Here is a 14,459-nt window from a genome sequence, read left to right as displayed (position 1 = left end):
TATGAATTTAGCAATCATCGCTGACGACTTAACAGGAGCTAACGATAGCGGCGTTCAATTAGCGAAGTATGGCTTAAAGACAGCGGTCTTTTTTAAAGAAGATAAGCGTTATCTTGGGGATAACGATGCAGTTGTGTTTGATACAGATAGTCGCGCCATTCGTTCGCATGAAGCAGAAGCAGCTGTGTCGAGCGTGACGAAATTTTTATTGAAACAAGGGGTCACAACCATATACAAAAAAATTGATTCGACCATGCGTGGCAATGTGGGTGCTGAATTACTTGGTCTTCAAAAAGAGTACAAGCAGGACTTTATTATTGTCGCTCCGGGCTATCCAACAAATGGGCGAACGGTGGTTGACGGACACCATTATTTAAACGGAAGAAAATTATCCGAAACAGAAATTGCGAATGACCCAGTTACTCCGGTGTTAGAATCTCATTTGCCAACACTATTAGGCGAACAACTACGTACAGAAGTTGGTCTCATCACAACATCAGAATTACGTGATTCCAGTTTGTTTCACGACAAATTAAATCAGTTTAAGGAAGATCAAACGGTTTATATTGTGATAGATTCAGAAACGGATAAAGACCTTCAACTTCTATTAAAAGAAGTAAAACGTACGCCTTTTAAAGTGGGACTCGTTGGCTCGGCTGGATTAGCGAATCATTTACCAGCACATTATGGCTTAGAAAAAAAAGCAATTGATTTCCAAATCACAGATCGAAAAAAAGCGATTTTAACGGTAGTAGGTAGCGTGAATGTTCAATCGCGAAAGCAGCTACATCAACTGCTAGAGAATAAAAAAATAGAAGCGATTGAAGTCGCATCTTATAAAGCAGTTTCGGATGATAAGACTCGACAAACCGAAATTGAACGTGTTTACTGTACAGCGAAAAAGTTAGCGTTTGAAGGCCATGACGTTGTTCTTTACTCAGCAGGAGAGAAAAGCGATATTGAACATGCGCGTCGGGTCGGCAACTTGCATGGATACACGTATTCGGAAACGAGTAGCGAAATTGTTCACATGATGGGCGAGATTTCAGCAAGACTACTAAAAGCAAAACTCTTTCAAGGCGTGGTCATGACCGGCGGAGATACCGCGAAGAAAATTTGTGAGCACTGGCGAGTGACGGGATTCCAACTATACGATGAGCTTGAAGTAGGCGTACCAATCTCCACGTTTATAGGTGTAAAAGGCCTGTTCGCCATAACAAAAGCAGGTGGATTTGGAAAAGAGCATGTTTTAATTGATTCAATTGATAAGTTAAAGGGTGAGAAAAAATGAATAACGTAAAGCCAATCGTTGGGATTACAATGGGTGATGCAGCAGGAATTGGACCAGAAATTATTGTCAAAGCACTTAGTCGTAGCGCTGTGTACGAGGAATGCCGTCCTCTTGTAATCGGGGATGCGAAAATCATTGAAAAAGCGATTCGCATTACAGGTGTTTCTGCTAGGCTAAAGATCGTGAGTGAACCTGAGCAAGCTGAGTTCAGTCCTGGCACAATTGACATCATTGATCTAAATTTATTGCCAGAAGACACAGCATTCGGAGAAGTGGCAGCTGTCGTTGGAGATGCGGCGTATCAGTATCTTGCAAAAGCTGTTTCACTTGCGCAAGAGCACAAAATCAATTCGATATGTACAGCTCCACTTAATAAAGAAGCACTCCACAAAGGCGGGCACCTTTATCCGGGTCATACGGAGATTCTTGCTACGTTAACAAACACAGAAGATTACTCGATGATGCTCACAACGCCAAATTTGCGTGTGATTCACTTAACCACTCACGTTGGATTAATTAAAGCGATTGAAAGTATCACACCAGAGCGGACTTATACCGTTGTGAAATTGGCCCATGAGACGTTGAAAAACGCTGGCATTGAAAGCCCGAGAGTAGCGGTTTGCGGCATTAACCCTCATGCGGGGGAAAATGGCCTGTTTGGAAATGGGGAAGAAGAAGAAAAGTTACTTCCTGGTATCCAACGAGCGCAAGCAGAAGGTATCCATGTTGAAGGTCCATATCCAGCCGACACGCTTTTCTTCCGAGCAGGACGCGGCGATTTTGATATCGTTGTTGCGTGTTACCACGATCAAGGTCATGCGCCGATTAAAGTAATGGGAATTGAAGAAGGTGTCAATATTACCGTTGGGTTAAAAGGCGGCATCATTCGTACGTCTGTTGATCACGGTACTGCTTTTGATATTGCTGGAAAGAACATTGCCGATGAAAAAAGTATGGTCGTGGCGATTCAGTCTGCGAGTGAGCTTGCACCTATATGGGATGAAACAACCTAATGTCGAATAACCTCCATTTTTGGAGGTTATTTTTTGTTTCATAAATAAGGGAAAAAGGTAAGGGTTTATAGAACGATGACGTAGCTCAAGCATCCCCCTTGAAAACGAATGGAGAAGGAATTTAGCATTCATACAATGAGGAGGAGAAAACATTGTCTGACACGAGAGAAGCTTTTTTAGAAATGATCAAAGGTGAGATCATCAAACTGTGGGAAAGTCATAGGATTTTACCATCGGTTGCTGCAGCGCAAGCGGCGCATGAGAGTGATAATGGACGCTCGCAAATTGCAAATGAAGCAAATAACTTCTTTGGATTAAAAGCAAGAAACTCCGAATGCCCAAAAGAAGGTTCCACACCTGTTGCCATCAATGATCCGGTTTGGACTGGTGAGGTTCGCTGTTTTTCTACCCATGAATACTGGGATGGAGAGGAAGCGGTTCGTGCCAATGAACCGTTCCGAGTTTTCCAAACATGGCAAGAATCTGTTAGTGGTTATGGCGATTTCTTACATGAAGTGGACTTTTATGACGATGCATTTGGTCGTACGGACCCGGAAGCATTTATACGAGCGCTAATGGATGGAGGGTATGCAACAGATCCTGTTTATGTCGACCACATCATGCGAATCATTTCCGAATATGATTTAACAGAGTGGGATCGTGACGTGTTAAATGACATGGCGAATAAAAGTGGTGCAACGAAAAAATAAACAAAACACTTACGAAGAGCTCAACACCGAGCTTTCTCGTAAGTGTTTTTTTTAGCTAAGCAAACAAGATGATATTAATAGCGGACAGTGTAATAAGGACAATGGTAACTCGTTTAACGAGTTTGACATTAATGTTTTCAAACAAACGCAAGCCTAAATTTGTTCCTAACACTACAGCGGCAACTCCAACGAGGAAATATGTAAGAAAGGTGGGATAGAAATCTCCATTTAGTGCATGAACAGATATAGAAAAAAGACTGGCAACAGTTGTGACGGCTTGAACGCTAACAATATAAGCGAATTTATGCGTTGGGTAGAAGAGTAAGAAATAAATGACGAGAAAAGGTCCTCCTAATCCGAAAACGCCGCCAATTAATCCAGAAGAAAATCCTAAACTAACTTGCAGCATACGCTTTTTTCTTTGAGTTAATTCACCGAGAGACTTCATTTTTTTAGCGCTTACGAGCTGGTAAACGACAATTAGTAAAAGAACGACACCGAGCCATATTTTCAGAAAATCCATGTCTCCATATGCAGATAGAATAAAAAATGCAGCGAAGCGACCAATAAGGACAACTGCTAAAAAACCAAGAATGTCTTTCCATTTTAAGTGTTTGTAGTATTTAATCGTAACGGTTAAGCCGGAAATGATTAAGAGAGATAAGACGAGCAACGTGGTTTCTTTTACGGTAAGGAAAAAGGGAAGAATGGCAGTAATCACGAGACCTAGTCCTAGACCAGTGGCCCCTTGTATAAAAGCCCCAATAAAAACTGCAAAAAAGATAATGATGAGAAGTGTCATAGATGAATCAACTCATTCCAATGGTGTAATTGATCGTTCTTCTCACATTATATCAAAAATTCGTCCGTTTTAGTGGCTTGATATCTTGAAGCACGTATCTTGCCCTGAAAAGCATGTAACGTCTCATCATAAGCAAATTTTTAAAAAAAGCTGCCTTTAAGGGTATAGAAACACAACGATTTAAAGGAGGTTTAGAATGAATCGGACAATCATGATAACAGGAGCTGCAAGCGGAATCGGGAAGGCGATGGCAAAACGTTTTGCGCAAGATGGAGATACATTACTTTTAGTAGATAAACAGCCAGACATGCTAGAACGCTTAGTCAATGAATTAGAGACTCTTGTTTATTCGTTTGCTCTTGACGTGACAAATGAGCAAGATGTAAAAACAATGTTCGATGAGATAATCACAAATCACCATCAATTAGATGTTCTTATTAACAATGCTGGCTTCCAACAAGTTCATTCCATTGAAGAATTTCCTACGCATATCTTTAGAGAGATGCTAGATGTTATGGTCTTAGCACCTTTTACGACAATGAAACATGCTGTACCTATTATGAAAGAGCAGTCCAGCGGTCGAATTATTAATGTAGCTTCGATGAACGGGTTGCAAGGAGTCCCTTGGAAAGCAGGCTATGTTTCCGCTAAACATGGCATTGTTGGCTTAACAAAAACGGTCGCTCTAGAAGTGGCGGAAAACGGTATAACGGTCAATAGTATTGCTCCGGGAGTTGTCGATACCCCATTGTTGCGGAATCAATTAGAAGATATTGCTACACAGAACAAGGTGGAGAAATCGGCGGTACTCGAAAAAGTTATTTATCCATCCATTCCACAGAAGCGCATGATTCAACCTGAAGAAATTGCTGATGTTGCTTTTTATTTAGCTTCTAAAAGCACGCAAAGTATAACGGGACATGCATTAGTGATTGATGGGGGATCAACAATTTAAAGAGGAGGATGAAGAATGGCGTCGACGATTATTGGTTCAATTCAGCTAAATGAAGACCGGCTAAGAAAAGATTTAGATATTCACAAGGCATTTCCGTTGATGAAAGAGGAGTATGATGTCTTTAGTTCAGGAATATGGCAAAATTGCTCTTTGTGGAATGCATCTGAAGACAAGGGAGATACGTTGTTTCAAGACCATGGCACTGACGTAAAACTTACAGAGTATGGGAACGCTTTATCGTATATTCAAGAACTTGTGAGCACACATTTTCGTTTTGATAACCTAATCATGGTGCGCACACGGAACCTTATAGATGGTATGGTCATTCCGCATCGTGACTTTGTAGAACTGGATAAGCCTGTTGAACAGTACTACCGTGTATTTGTACCGCTCGAAACAAACGAGGATGCCTTACATTCAGATCAAGAAAAAGTGTTCAATATGAGGAAAGGGGAAGTATGGCATCTCGATGCAGCACTCATTCATGCAGCTGCAAATTTTTCAAATAACTCGAGAATTTTCTTATGTTTAGACTTTTCTTTTGATGGTCCATTTCATCCAAAAGACATTTTTCGAAATGAAGAAGAGTACCAGCCTTCGCAAATGATCAATCAATTGACATTGTCGACGCCTGATGTAGAACTAGAGAAGGAATTGCCAGCAACATTTGCTACTATTTTGACAGACTACACGTTTCGAGATGTGTTGTTTCTTTTATCAAAAATTCATTTTGAGCAACAGATTCCGATCCGGGCAGGCTACGACTGGCTTGTCGAAGCAGCACAGCTTACAGGCGATGAGAAATTATATGAGAAAGCTCAAAGTGTAAGAGATTTTCTCATCCATAATCGCGCATTCAAAGAAAGTTTGACGTTATAATAGAAAAGCGACATCCAGAATGATAAAGGATGTCGCTCTTTTTATTAATTTCGGATCATATAGTCAAACGCACCAAGTGATGCAGTTGCGCCTGAGCCCATGGAAATAATGATTTGGTTGTACGCGCTGTCTGTGCAGTCTCCTGCCGCAAACAGTCCAGGGATATTGGTAGATCCGTGCTTATCGACAACAATTTCGCCCATGCGAGTACGTTCAACGGTTTCGTCTAACCACTCTGTGTTAGGCACGAGACCAATTTGCACGAATACACCTTGTAGAGCAACATGGTGGATGTCTTCCGTTTCACGGTTTTTGTATGAAATGCCGTTTACATGAGAGTCACCTGTAATTTCTGTTGTTTGAGCATTTGTAATAATTGTTACGTTTGGCAAGCTATTTGCGCGGTCTTGTAACACATTGTCTGCTTTCAATTCAGAAGCAAACTCAAGTACCGTCACGTGATTCACAATCCCTGCTAGGTCAATGGCTGCTTCGATCCCGGAGTTTCCTCCACCGATAACCGCAACGTCTTTTCCTTCAAAAAGAGGACCATCACAGTGAGGGCAGTACGCCACACCTTTGTTTTTGTATTCTTGTTCACCAGGTACGTTCACGTTTCTCCAACGAGCACCTGTTGATAGAATCACGGTCTTTGCCTTTAAAATCGCATCGTTTTCAAGCGTCACTTCAAACAAATCTTTCTTTTCTAGGCGTTTCGCCGTTTGAAGATTCATGACATCAACATCATAGGTTTTTACGTGTTCTTCTAAACTAGCCGCGAGCTTTGGACCTTCCGTAGATGGCACACTAATAAAGTTTTCGATGCTTAATGTGTCGAGCACTTGTCCGCCAAAGCGTTCTGCTACAACACCGGTACGAATGCCTTTACGAGCTGCGTAAATCGCCGCACTAGAACCAGCAGGACCACCACCGACAACAAGAACATCAAATGGGTCTTTGCTTGTTAGCTCATCTGCATCAACGCTTACGCCCATTTTTGCAATCATTTCTTCTGTTGTCATACGGCCGCTACCAAATGGTTGACCGTTCATGAAAACGGTTGGAACAGCCATGATTTCTTTCTCTTCTACTTCTTGTTTAAATGCGGCACCATCGATCATCGTGTGCGTAATGTTCGGGTTCAGCACACTCATCATATTTAGCGCTTGGACAACATCTGGACAGTTGTGACAAGACAAGCTAATGTATGATTCGAAATGATGCTCGCCTTCAATCCCTTTGATCTGATCAATAACTGATTGATCGACTTTAGGGGGTCTGCCGCTCACCTGAAGCAACGCCAAAACAAGCGATGTAAACTCATGACCTAAAGGAACACCGGCGAATACGACGCCGGTGTCCTCTCCAACACGGTTTACACTAAAGCTTGGCGTTCTTGGCAGAGCTGCTTTTTCAAGCGTAATTTTTGTAGACATGGCTGACAATTCATCGAGAAGCTCGATCATTTCTTTTGAAACATCATCGTCGCCAGCATGTACTTTAATAACAATGTCATTTTCCAGTAACGCCATGTACTGGTTTAATTGTGTCTTAATCTCTGCTGCAAGAGCCATCTTTCTAACACTCCTTAGATTTTACCTACTAGATCAAGGCTTGGTGTAAGTGTTTCTGTACCTTCTTCCCATTTAGCTGGACATACTTCGCCTGGGTTGTTACGTACATATTGTGCTGCTTTAATTTTGTTTACAAGTGTGCTCGCGTCACGGCCAATTCCGTCAGCGTTGATTTCAACCGCTTGAATTACGCCATCTGGATCTAGAATAAATGTTCCACGATCTGCAAGACCAGAAGCTTCGTTTAATACTTGGAAATCACGAGAGATCGCTTGTGATGGATCACCGATCATTGTGTACGTGATTTTACCAATTTTTTCAGAGCTATCGTGCCAACCTTTGTGTACGAAGTGTGTATCTGTAGAAACCGAGTATACTTCTGTACCTAGAGATTTTAATTCTTCGTATTGGTTTTGAAGATCTTCTAATTCTGTTGGGCATACGAAGCTGAAGTCAGCTGGATAGAAACAAACAACGCTCCATTGACCTTTCATTGATTCGTCTGTTACTTCTACGAATTCTCCGTTTTTGTATGCTTGTGCAGTGAATGGTTGTACTTGTTTACCGATAAGTGACATGAACAATTCCTCCTATTAATCAACTTAAGCGTGAATGCTTAAATTATATTAATTCTAATTATGTATTGATTATCGAATAAAGAACTGTTTTTGTCAATGCCTTTCTACTAGATTTATTAAACGTCACAGATTGTTTATATTTAGGATTTTTCGATAAAAATTTAACAGAATTTTGTTTGTTTTTACAAGGTGCAGTCTTGATCATGTGGTAAGCGCTTTCTTTTTAATTGAGAATGGTTGTTTTTAAATGAGATTGGTAGAAGGATAGATGAGTAGTGTAATCTCTAATGTAAATGAAGATTGATAATAAAGGGGTGGAGGAGAGATGATGAATAGATTCTTGACGTGAAAGCAAATGAACTGAAGAGAGCAAGTTCTTTTCAAATGTATAATGGTTTTCTCAATAAGGAGGAGGGTGCATAGGGATAATTTAAAACCCCCTCCAAACGTTTGCACGATGTCAGTCGTTATTGGAGAGGGGGATGTTCCACTTCAATTCTATGAACCACGCATGAGTTCTGGCAACCACGTAGCAAGTTGCGGGAACATAACGAGAAGCACAACACATACGAGCATTGCAATAATCATAGGAACCATCGCACGAAAAATTTTTTGAATGGGAATGTCTTTTGCCACACCACTAATAATGTAAACACTAATCCCAAGAGGTGGTGTAACAAGGCCAATATTCATAACGAGAATCATAATAACACCAAACCAAACACCGTCAAATCCGAGTTCAATAATCAATGGGTAGGTGACAGGTAAGGTCAAAACGAAAATAGCGATTCCTTCTAAAAATAAACCTAGAATAAAATAAGCGATTAAGATAAAAATCAAAATGACGTATGGGGAGAGGTCTAATCCACCTACATAGGATGTGAGCGCAGTGGGAATACCGCTCATGGCAAGCATTTTGCTGAACACATCCGCGCCAATTAAAATAAAGAAAATCATCGCGGTGAGTCTAGTCGTATCACTTAAAGCCGATGTGAAATGGGACCAGCTTAATCGTTTTGTAAACAACGCAATGACAAATGCGCCAAAGGCTCCAATGGCCCCTGCTTCAGTCGGCGTAAAGATTCCGATGTAGATGCCGCCAATGCTCAGTAAAAACAATGCTGCAAAGGGCCAGACCATTCCCAATGAACGGAGTTTTACAGAAAAAGGCTTTGCTTCTCCAATAGGTGCTAATGCTGGGTTTCTCCGAACCAATAGATACACGGTCGCCATGAACAAAAAGATTTGTAAGATGCCGGGTACGATGCCGGCAATCAGGAGGCTCCCAACGGTTTCCATTGTTAAAACTCCATATAAAATTAAAATGACACTAGGTGGAATTAGAATTCCGAGAGTTCCCCCTGCCGCAACGCATGCGGTTGATAAACCAGGGTCATAGTTGTATTTACGCATTTCTGGTAAACAGATGCGTGCCATTGTCGCCGTTGTTGCGTTAACCGATCCGGAGATACAGGAGAATAGTGCGCTTGTCCCAATAGTAGTCATCGCTAATCCACCACGCATTTTTCCGATCCAAGCATCGACTGCACGATAAAGGTCTTGTCCAAACCCACTGTTTGATAAAATCATCCCCATAAAGATAAACAATGGAATGACGCTAAGGGAAAAGGATGTGGCTGTATTAAATGGCGAGATTGCTAGCTGAGCAAAAGATGCATTCCAATCCCGTATAGCGGCAATGCCAAATACGCCTACAACGAGCAAGGCAACAGCTACAGGCATAAGGAGTAAAAACAGAATTAATAACGCAATCATCGCAAGTAGCCCGATTAATTCTGGACTCATGATGACCTCACCGCCTGTCGAATTGATTTGCATATGTTAGAAAGAACCAGTAGGGAGAAAATCAATGCGGCAAAGGCAATACAATATAGAAAAGGATAGATTGGTAGCAGTAAGTCACTTGTTGTCGTACCTCGTTCATAGAGTCTCATCCCATAAGATAGAGTTTGATAGATCATGAGCACAAGAACAAAAAAGAGGGCACTTTCTACAAAGGCTTTTAGCATATGTTGAAGTTTTTCAGGTAACCGAACGACTGCAAAATCAATGGAAATGTGCTCATCATAGAGATGTGTCATCGATAAAGAAAAGAACACAACGATGGCGAGCCCGAGCTCAGTCATTTCGAAAGCACCAACCAGTGGTTGATTAAAAAAGAATCGACCGACCACATCAATCGTGATACATAGAATCATAACGCAGACTGCTATATTAGAAATTCCGTGAAGAATCCGAACGAGTTTATGAAGGTAGGTATCGATTGTACGAAAGAAGTTCACGAGTCTATCTCCTCCTCATCACTCAGCTCAAGCGCGCGTTCATAAACTTGACGACCAGGAAGGCCCTGATGTTCCATGCGATCGATCCATTGATCAAAGACTGGGTCAATATGTGTTCGCCAGCGGGTTAACTCATCTTCAGGCAATTCGTAAATGATCACATCCGCATCTTGCGCGGCTACCTGTGCTTCTTGTGCACGTTTGTCAAAATTCTCACCAGCAGTAAGAGACATCCGCTCTCCAGTGGTCTCGTTAAAAATATTCTGCTGGTCTTCATTTAATGACGACCAGCTATTTTCGCTCATAACGGTGTAAAAAGTGCTCATATAAAAATCGCCAACGGTTGCGTAGTCGATGACTTCATAAAGACTGTAGTCAAGTAAAGTGTGCCAAGGGCCAACAATGCCATCCACGACGCCCCGATCAAGTGCTTCATAGGATTCATTCATCGACATGGATACTGGTGTGGCGCCAAGAGCGGATAACCACGCGTTCACTTCTGGAGAGGGAGAGCGTATCCGCAACCCTTCTAAATCTTCCATCCTTTCAATTGGTTGACCAACTGTATAAATCTGTCCAGGTTCTGATGTATAAAGCCAAAGCGGAATCACTTCTCCATATTCAGCTTGAATTTCAGGGAATTCCTCGTACAACTGCCAAAGAATCCGTGATCCTTCTGATCCACTTTCACTCATAAACGGTAGTTCCATTACGGATGAAAGGGGAAACTGACCTGGTGTATAGCTGTGAACACTTAAACCAAGGTCGACAGCGCCTGTAGCTGTCGCATCGTATTGGGTGTCAGGTGCCGCAAGAGATCCTCCGGGAAACGAGCGAATGCGAATGTCGCCATCTGTTTGCTCAGCGATATCTTCAATAAAGGATTGTACAACAACGGTTTCTTGTTCGTGATTAGGAGGGAAGAAATGCGAAAACATTAAATAGGTTTCCACCTCGTCGCTCGCTGTGAATGTGGCGCACCCACCAATGAATAGCAAGGAAGCAGAGGATAGAACAAACCAGCTTTTTTTCATAAAAAGTCCTCCCTATGGGATTGGTTCTTATTTAAAACGGGCATGAATGTTGTTTTTCTTTAATGTGCCCGCTTCGCCAAATTCCGCTAGTTCAAGGGAAAGAGCAATGCCACGCTTACTCCACTCACTGGCGAAATGATCGGTTAATACCGTAAAGAGTTCTTGGCAAGTTGTTTCTTTCTCTTCCTGGGAACGGCCAGCTCCAATTTTAAATGTAAGGTGGACGAAAGCGTCACTCGTTTCGGAACCGTCGGCCACATAATAAGCGTGCAACGGAATCGCTCTAGAGCGGATACCACCAATCGGAAAAAGAGTAGGTTTTGCCAAAAGGACGTCATGAAGTTTAGGCAGCAAGATGTCTGTGTCGATGACCTCCGCTAAATTAGCCGTGTATTCAACGATGAGATGTGGCATGTGTTGTCGCCTCATTTCGATGAAAAGTTTTATCTCCGGCAATTGTGTTCACAAGTCTACCAATCTGTTCGACTTCTGTTACAACTTCATCACCTGCGTATACCTTCGCAAGTCCTTTTGGTGTCCCGGTCAGGATGATGTCATTTTCCCGAAGTGTCATAAAAGAACTTAAATACTCAATTAAAAATGGGATATCAAAAATCATATCTTTAGTATGACCTTCTTGAGTAAGTTGACCATTTACAAAAGTTTTTAGCGTTAAGTTCATGGGGTTCTTAACATCATCTTTATCCACTAAATATGGACCAATAGGGGTGCACATATCCCGATTTTTCACTCTTAAATTAGGACGGTAGTAGTTTTCCAAATAGTCTCGAATCGCGTAATCGTTTGCAACGGTGTATCCCTTTACGTAATCGTACGCATCTTCTTGTTTAATGTGTTTGCCTGTTTTGCCAAGCACAACAGCTAGTTCACATTCATAGTGCATATGGTCTGCTGAATCAGGACGATAGGTGAGTGCATTATGGCCAACAAACGTATGTGGTCCTTTTAAAAACACAAGTGGTTCTTCAGGCGCTTTGAACGATAGCTCTCCTGCATGATCTGCGTAATTTAAGCCAAGAACAAAAACCGTGCCAGGCTCAACAGGGGGAAGGAATTGGACATCTTGTTCATGAACGATTTGCCCGTTATGAAGGTGAAGCTTTCCGTTTTTTACAATCGCTTCTTGGACGACACCATTTGCAGCAACACGTGCAGTTTTCATTATGCTTCCTCCGTTTCTCGCGCAATTGTTGTCGTGAGCGTACCGATTTCTTCGATCATAATAGAAACTGTATCGTCTACAGATGCTTGCGGAAGATCGATTTTGGTACCGACGAGTAAACAGTCTCCTTCTGACAGGGTCATAAAATCCGTCACATCTTGAATCAATGTCTCAACTGAACGTATTAGGCTGCTTGTATGCCACTCATCGACAACGGTATCGTTAATTTTTGTAACAATCGTCACACTGTTTGGGTTCGGGATGGTTTGTTTTGAAACAATCCACGGTCCTGCTGGATTAAATCGATCTAAAGCGCGATACTTTACTGCTGGTCTAAAAAAAGAATCGTGAGGTAGGGAGAGATCGTTCACGATTGTGTATCCGCTTACATATTCAAGCGTGTGCTCTGCTGATACGTTAGTAGCGGTTTTTCCAATTATGACTCCCAGTGTACCGCCTACTTGGACATGCTTTTCACTTTCAGGTAAATAGACAGATTCAAGGTGACCAGCTTTTGTATTCTCCGGTTTTATATAAAGAATCGGCGCCTCTGGTGGTGAATCATACGGCTTTGAATGGAATGTTTCCACTTGTTGTTCGAAGGATGTTCGTTCATTTAATAAAATGCCGTAAATTGAACCAGTAATGGGATTGTCGTAAGCTTGATTTGGCGCAATTTCTTTAGGGATTGGGTAAAGTTCAATACCCCGCTGTCTTGCTGATTGTATAGACAAGTTTATCTCCTCCTTTAATCGAATCATTTGGTATATGATATCATATATGATTTTGAGCGCAACTACTAAATTACTTTCTCGGGTTTAGAAGTTGCGAACAATTCAATAAAGTGCATAGCGGCTTTGGAAAGATAGCGATCTTTAAGCCAGATAAGAGCAGACTCTGCCAAAATCGCTGTTTGATCAATGTCAAACGTCCGAATATGTGGGGTGTGAAAGGCGTGTAATGTTGACGCAGGAACAATGGTCGCGCCCATCCCATTTGAAACGAGAGAAAGAAGAATGGTCACATCAGGACATTCGCATAAGATGGTTGGTTGAATTTCTTTTTCTTTAAATGCTTGAAGCACCAACTCATACTGTCCTGCTCCGCTAATGCGGTGTAGCAGCAACAAAGGGATAGAGGAAAGCTCATCCAACGTAATCGATTTGTCTTTGCCAATAGCAAAGGATTCAGACATGGCGACAACAAACGGTTCTCGTGTTAAATGAACGGTATTGAATAAATGGAGGTCAATGGGTAAGCGTACAAGTCCGATATCGACTTCTTTTGACTTTACAAGCTCGCCAACCGCATAAGTATCGCCTTCTCTTATTGAAAAAGTCACGTCTGGATAGGAGGCGTGGTACTGATTCATTTGCTTTGGAAGAGACGCAAAGCAAGATTTGACCACACCAATTCGTAAGGTTCCTTTTAACCCTTTTCCCGTTTCACGTATTTCTCGCTCTACTTCTCCAAGTTCCTCCAAAATTCGTTCGGACTTTCGATAGAGCGCTTCACCAGCTTCTGTCAGCAATAATCGGCGCCCAGTCCGTTCAAAAAGCGTGACGCCTAGCTCGTCTTCAAAAAGGCGAAGTTGTTGACTGAGAGGTGGCTGTGCCATATGAAGTTTTTTTGCTGCCTTTGTAATTTGACCATGTTCAGCAATTTCTCGAAAGTAACGCAATCGTTTCAAGTCCAACGTTAAGCCCTCCTGGAATCTTCCATTTTTGTCCAATGCTATATGTGTGAGTTTTTAAAGAGAAAGGAACGAACGATCGATGATGATGTAATACTAAAAGTTCTAGATAATCACCTATGATATTGACACGATGTAGGATTATAAAATTGATTCGTATATCAAAAAAGTATGAACTTTATATTTTATCAATATTTTCCCTATACTTTACCACGTGCTACAGTAAATGCAAGATATTTTTGTAAGCGCATTCAAAATGTGGTTTGAACGATTGGAACAGTTTCAAATGGGTGAAAAGCATCCTTTCATAACACGTGTAACACCTCATGTATGTGTGCTTGGTTTCTTTGATGGTGCACAGCAATTATATCAGCACGGACAGTAGCAATTTGATGTATCGATTGTTGAAGAGAAGAAAGTACGAAGGAAAAAGATTGGATCAAC

16 protein-coding genes are annotated in these 14,459 nt (G+C 41.7%); 6 read left to right on the top strand and 10 right to left on the bottom strand.

Translation table 11 applies throughout. The annotated features are described in order from the left end of the window. The first annotated feature begins 1 nt into the window (after position 1). The 3 genes from ACE1TH_RS12825 to ACE1TH_RS12815 all read left to right on the top strand — a co-directional run bounded on the left by ACE1TH_RS12825 (position 2) and on the right by ACE1TH_RS12815 (position 3,014). Positions 2-1,291 carry a four-carbon acid sugar kinase family protein gene (locus ACE1TH_RS12825; protein WP_255224472.1) on the top strand — a complete coding sequence of 430 codons (1,290 nt, stop codon included), beginning with the start codon at positions 2-4 and terminating at the stop codon, positions 1,289-1,291. Beyond that, a complete protein-coding gene (pdxA, locus tag ACE1TH_RS12820) occupies positions 1,288-2,304 on the top strand; it encodes a 4-hydroxythreonine-4-phosphate dehydrogenase PdxA (protein WP_375079189.1) in 1,017 nt (338 codons plus the stop codon). Before ACE1TH_RS12825 ends, pdxA begins: the two co-directional genes overlap by 4 nt. A 152-nt stretch (positions 2,305-2,456) precedes the next feature. Beyond that, the gene (locus tag ACE1TH_RS12815; protein WP_375079188.1) at positions 2,457-3,014 is read left to right on the top strand and encodes a glycoside hydrolase family 73 protein; all 558 of its coding nucleotides are present in this window, start codon (positions 2,457-2,459) and stop codon (positions 3,012-3,014) included. Positions 3,015-3,069: 55 nt separating this feature from the next. Here ACE1TH_RS12815 and ACE1TH_RS12810 read toward each other — a convergent pair whose 3' ends face one another. Next, entirely contained in the window at positions 3,070-3,816 is a 747-nt protein-coding gene (locus ACE1TH_RS12810; protein WP_255224475.1) for a sulfite exporter TauE/SafE family protein, read from the bottom strand. Between the two features lie 196 nt (positions 3,817-4,012). Here ACE1TH_RS12810 and ACE1TH_RS12805 point away from each other — a divergent pair, with 196 nt between their 5' ends. After that, positions 4,013-4,771 (top strand): 3-hydroxybutyrate dehydrogenase, encoded by a 759-nt coding sequence (locus tag ACE1TH_RS12805; RefSeq protein WP_375079187.1) that lies wholly within the window; start codon positions 4,013-4,015, stop codon positions 4,769-4,771. A gap of 15 nt (positions 4,772-4,786) precedes the next feature. Further along, the gene (locus tag ACE1TH_RS12800; RefSeq protein ID WP_375079186.1) at positions 4,787-5,650 is read left to right on the top strand and encodes an aspartyl/asparaginyl beta-hydroxylase domain-containing protein; all 864 of its coding nucleotides are present in this window, start codon (positions 4,787-4,789) and stop codon (positions 5,648-5,650) included. Positions 5,651-5,694: 44 nt separating this feature from the next. On the opposite strand, the gene ahpF is transcribed toward ACE1TH_RS12800, so the two are convergent. The 9 genes from ahpF to ACE1TH_RS12755 all read right to left on the bottom strand — a co-directional run bounded on the left by ahpF (position 5,695) and on the right by ACE1TH_RS12755 (position 14,018). Beyond that, positions 5,695-7,224 carry an alkyl hydroperoxide reductase subunit F gene (gene ahpF / locus ACE1TH_RS12795; RefSeq protein WP_099303141.1) on the bottom strand — a complete coding sequence of 510 codons (1,530 nt, stop codon included), beginning with the start codon at positions 7,222-7,224 and terminating at the stop codon, positions 5,695-5,697. 14 nt (positions 7,225-7,238) lie between these two features. After that, a complete protein-coding gene (ahpC, locus tag ACE1TH_RS12790; protein WP_099303139.1) occupies positions 7,239-7,802 on the bottom strand; it encodes an alkyl hydroperoxide reductase subunit C in 564 nt (187 codons plus the stop codon). 498 nt (positions 7,803-8,300) lie between these two features. Continuing rightward, entirely contained in the window at positions 8,301-9,608 is a 1,308-nt protein-coding gene (locus tag ACE1TH_RS12785; RefSeq protein WP_375079289.1) for a TRAP transporter large permease, read from the bottom strand. Then, complete coding sequence (locus tag ACE1TH_RS12780) at positions 9,605-10,105, bottom strand: TRAP transporter small permease (protein ID WP_099303135.1); 501 nt, start codon at positions 10,103-10,105, stop codon at positions 9,605-9,607. Before ACE1TH_RS12780 ends, ACE1TH_RS12785 begins: the two co-directional genes overlap by 4 nt. Further along, positions 10,102-11,139, bottom strand: coding sequence for a TRAP transporter substrate-binding protein (locus tag ACE1TH_RS12775; protein WP_375079185.1), 1,038 nt, complete (start codon positions 11,137-11,139; stop codon positions 10,102-10,104). The genes ACE1TH_RS12780 and ACE1TH_RS12775 overlap by 4 nt, the downstream gene beginning before the upstream one ends. Before the next feature lie 27 nt (positions 11,140-11,166). Further along, positions 11,167-11,553: a 5-carboxymethyl-2-hydroxymuconate Delta-isomerase gene (locus tag ACE1TH_RS12770; protein WP_375079184.1), complete on the bottom strand. Its 387-nt coding sequence runs from the start codon at positions 11,551-11,553 to the stop codon at positions 11,167-11,169. Further along, a complete protein-coding gene (locus tag ACE1TH_RS12765; protein WP_375079183.1) occupies positions 11,534-12,322 on the bottom strand; it encodes a fumarylacetoacetate hydrolase family protein in 789 nt (262 codons plus the stop codon). The genes ACE1TH_RS12770 and ACE1TH_RS12765 overlap by 20 nt, the downstream gene beginning before the upstream one ends. Beyond that, positions 12,322-13,056, bottom strand: coding sequence for a fumarylacetoacetate hydrolase family protein (locus ACE1TH_RS12760; protein ID WP_375079182.1), 735 nt, complete (start codon positions 13,054-13,056; stop codon positions 12,322-12,324). The genes ACE1TH_RS12765 and ACE1TH_RS12760 overlap by 1 nt, the downstream gene beginning before the upstream one ends. A 65-nt stretch (positions 13,057-13,121) precedes the next feature. After that, positions 13,122-14,018 (bottom strand): LysR family transcriptional regulator, encoded by an 897-nt coding sequence (locus ACE1TH_RS12755; protein WP_255224481.1) that lies wholly within the window; start codon positions 14,016-14,018, stop codon positions 13,122-13,124. Positions 14,019-14,241: 223 nt separating this feature from the next. Between ACE1TH_RS12755 and ACE1TH_RS12750 the strand changes: the two genes are divergently transcribed. Further along, positions 14,242-14,400: a hypothetical protein gene (locus tag ACE1TH_RS12750; protein ID WP_255224482.1), complete on the top strand. Its 159-nt coding sequence runs from the start codon at positions 14,242-14,244 to the stop codon at positions 14,398-14,400. Positions 14,401-14,459 lie beyond the last annotated feature (59 nt).

The organism is Shouchella sp. JSM 1781072, from assembly GCF_041949915.1.
Lineage (GTDB): Bacteria > Bacillota > Bacilli > Bacillales > Bacillaceae_D > Shouchella.
Note: the sequence above shows the minus strand (reverse complement) of the source record. Positions and strands in the feature narration are given on the sequence as shown.

Excerpts from the sequence above, each read along its gene's own strand:
- ACE1TH_RS12775 (WP_375079185.1), bottom strand. The coding sequence starts at position 11,139 with ATGAAAAAAAGCTGGTTTGTTCTATCCTCTGCTTCCTTGCTATTCATT.
- ahpF (WP_099303141.1), bottom strand. The coding sequence starts at position 7,224 with ATGGCTCTTGCAGCAGAGATTAAGACACAATTAAACCAGTACATGGCG.
- ACE1TH_RS12800 (WP_375079186.1), top strand. The coding sequence starts at position 4,787 with ATGGCGTCGACGATTATTGGTTCAATTCAGCTAAATGAAGACCGGCTA.
- ahpC (WP_099303139.1), bottom strand. The coding sequence starts at position 7,802 with ATGTCACTTATCGGTAAACAAGTACAACCATTCACTGCACAAGCATAC.
- ACE1TH_RS12750 (WP_255224482.1), top strand. The coding sequence starts at position 14,242 with ATGCAAGATATTTTTGTAAGCGCATTCAAAATGTGGTTTGAACGATTG.
- pdxA (WP_375079189.1), top strand. The coding sequence starts at position 1,288 with ATGAATAACGTAAAGCCAATCGTTGGGATTACAATGGGTGATGCAGCA.
- ACE1TH_RS12765 (WP_375079183.1), bottom strand. The coding sequence starts at position 12,322 with ATGAAAACTGCACGTGTTGCTGCAAATGGTGTCGTCCAAGAAGCGATT.
- ACE1TH_RS12785 (WP_375079289.1), bottom strand. The coding sequence starts at position 9,608 with ATGAGTCCAGAATTAATCGGGCTACTTGCGATGATTGCGTTATTAATT.
- ACE1TH_RS12825 (WP_255224472.1), top strand. The coding sequence starts at position 2 with ATGAATTTAGCAATCATCGCTGACGACTTAACAGGAGCTAACGATAGC.
- ACE1TH_RS12810 (WP_255224475.1), bottom strand. The coding sequence starts at position 3,816 with ATGACACTTCTCATCATTATCTTTTTTGCAGTTTTTATTGGGGCTTTT.
- ACE1TH_RS12770 (WP_375079184.1), bottom strand. The coding sequence starts at position 11,553 with ATGCCACATCTCATCGTTGAATACACGGCTAATTTAGCGGAGGTCATC.
- ACE1TH_RS12805 (WP_375079187.1), top strand. The coding sequence starts at position 4,013 with ATGAATCGGACAATCATGATAACAGGAGCTGCAAGCGGAATCGGGAAG.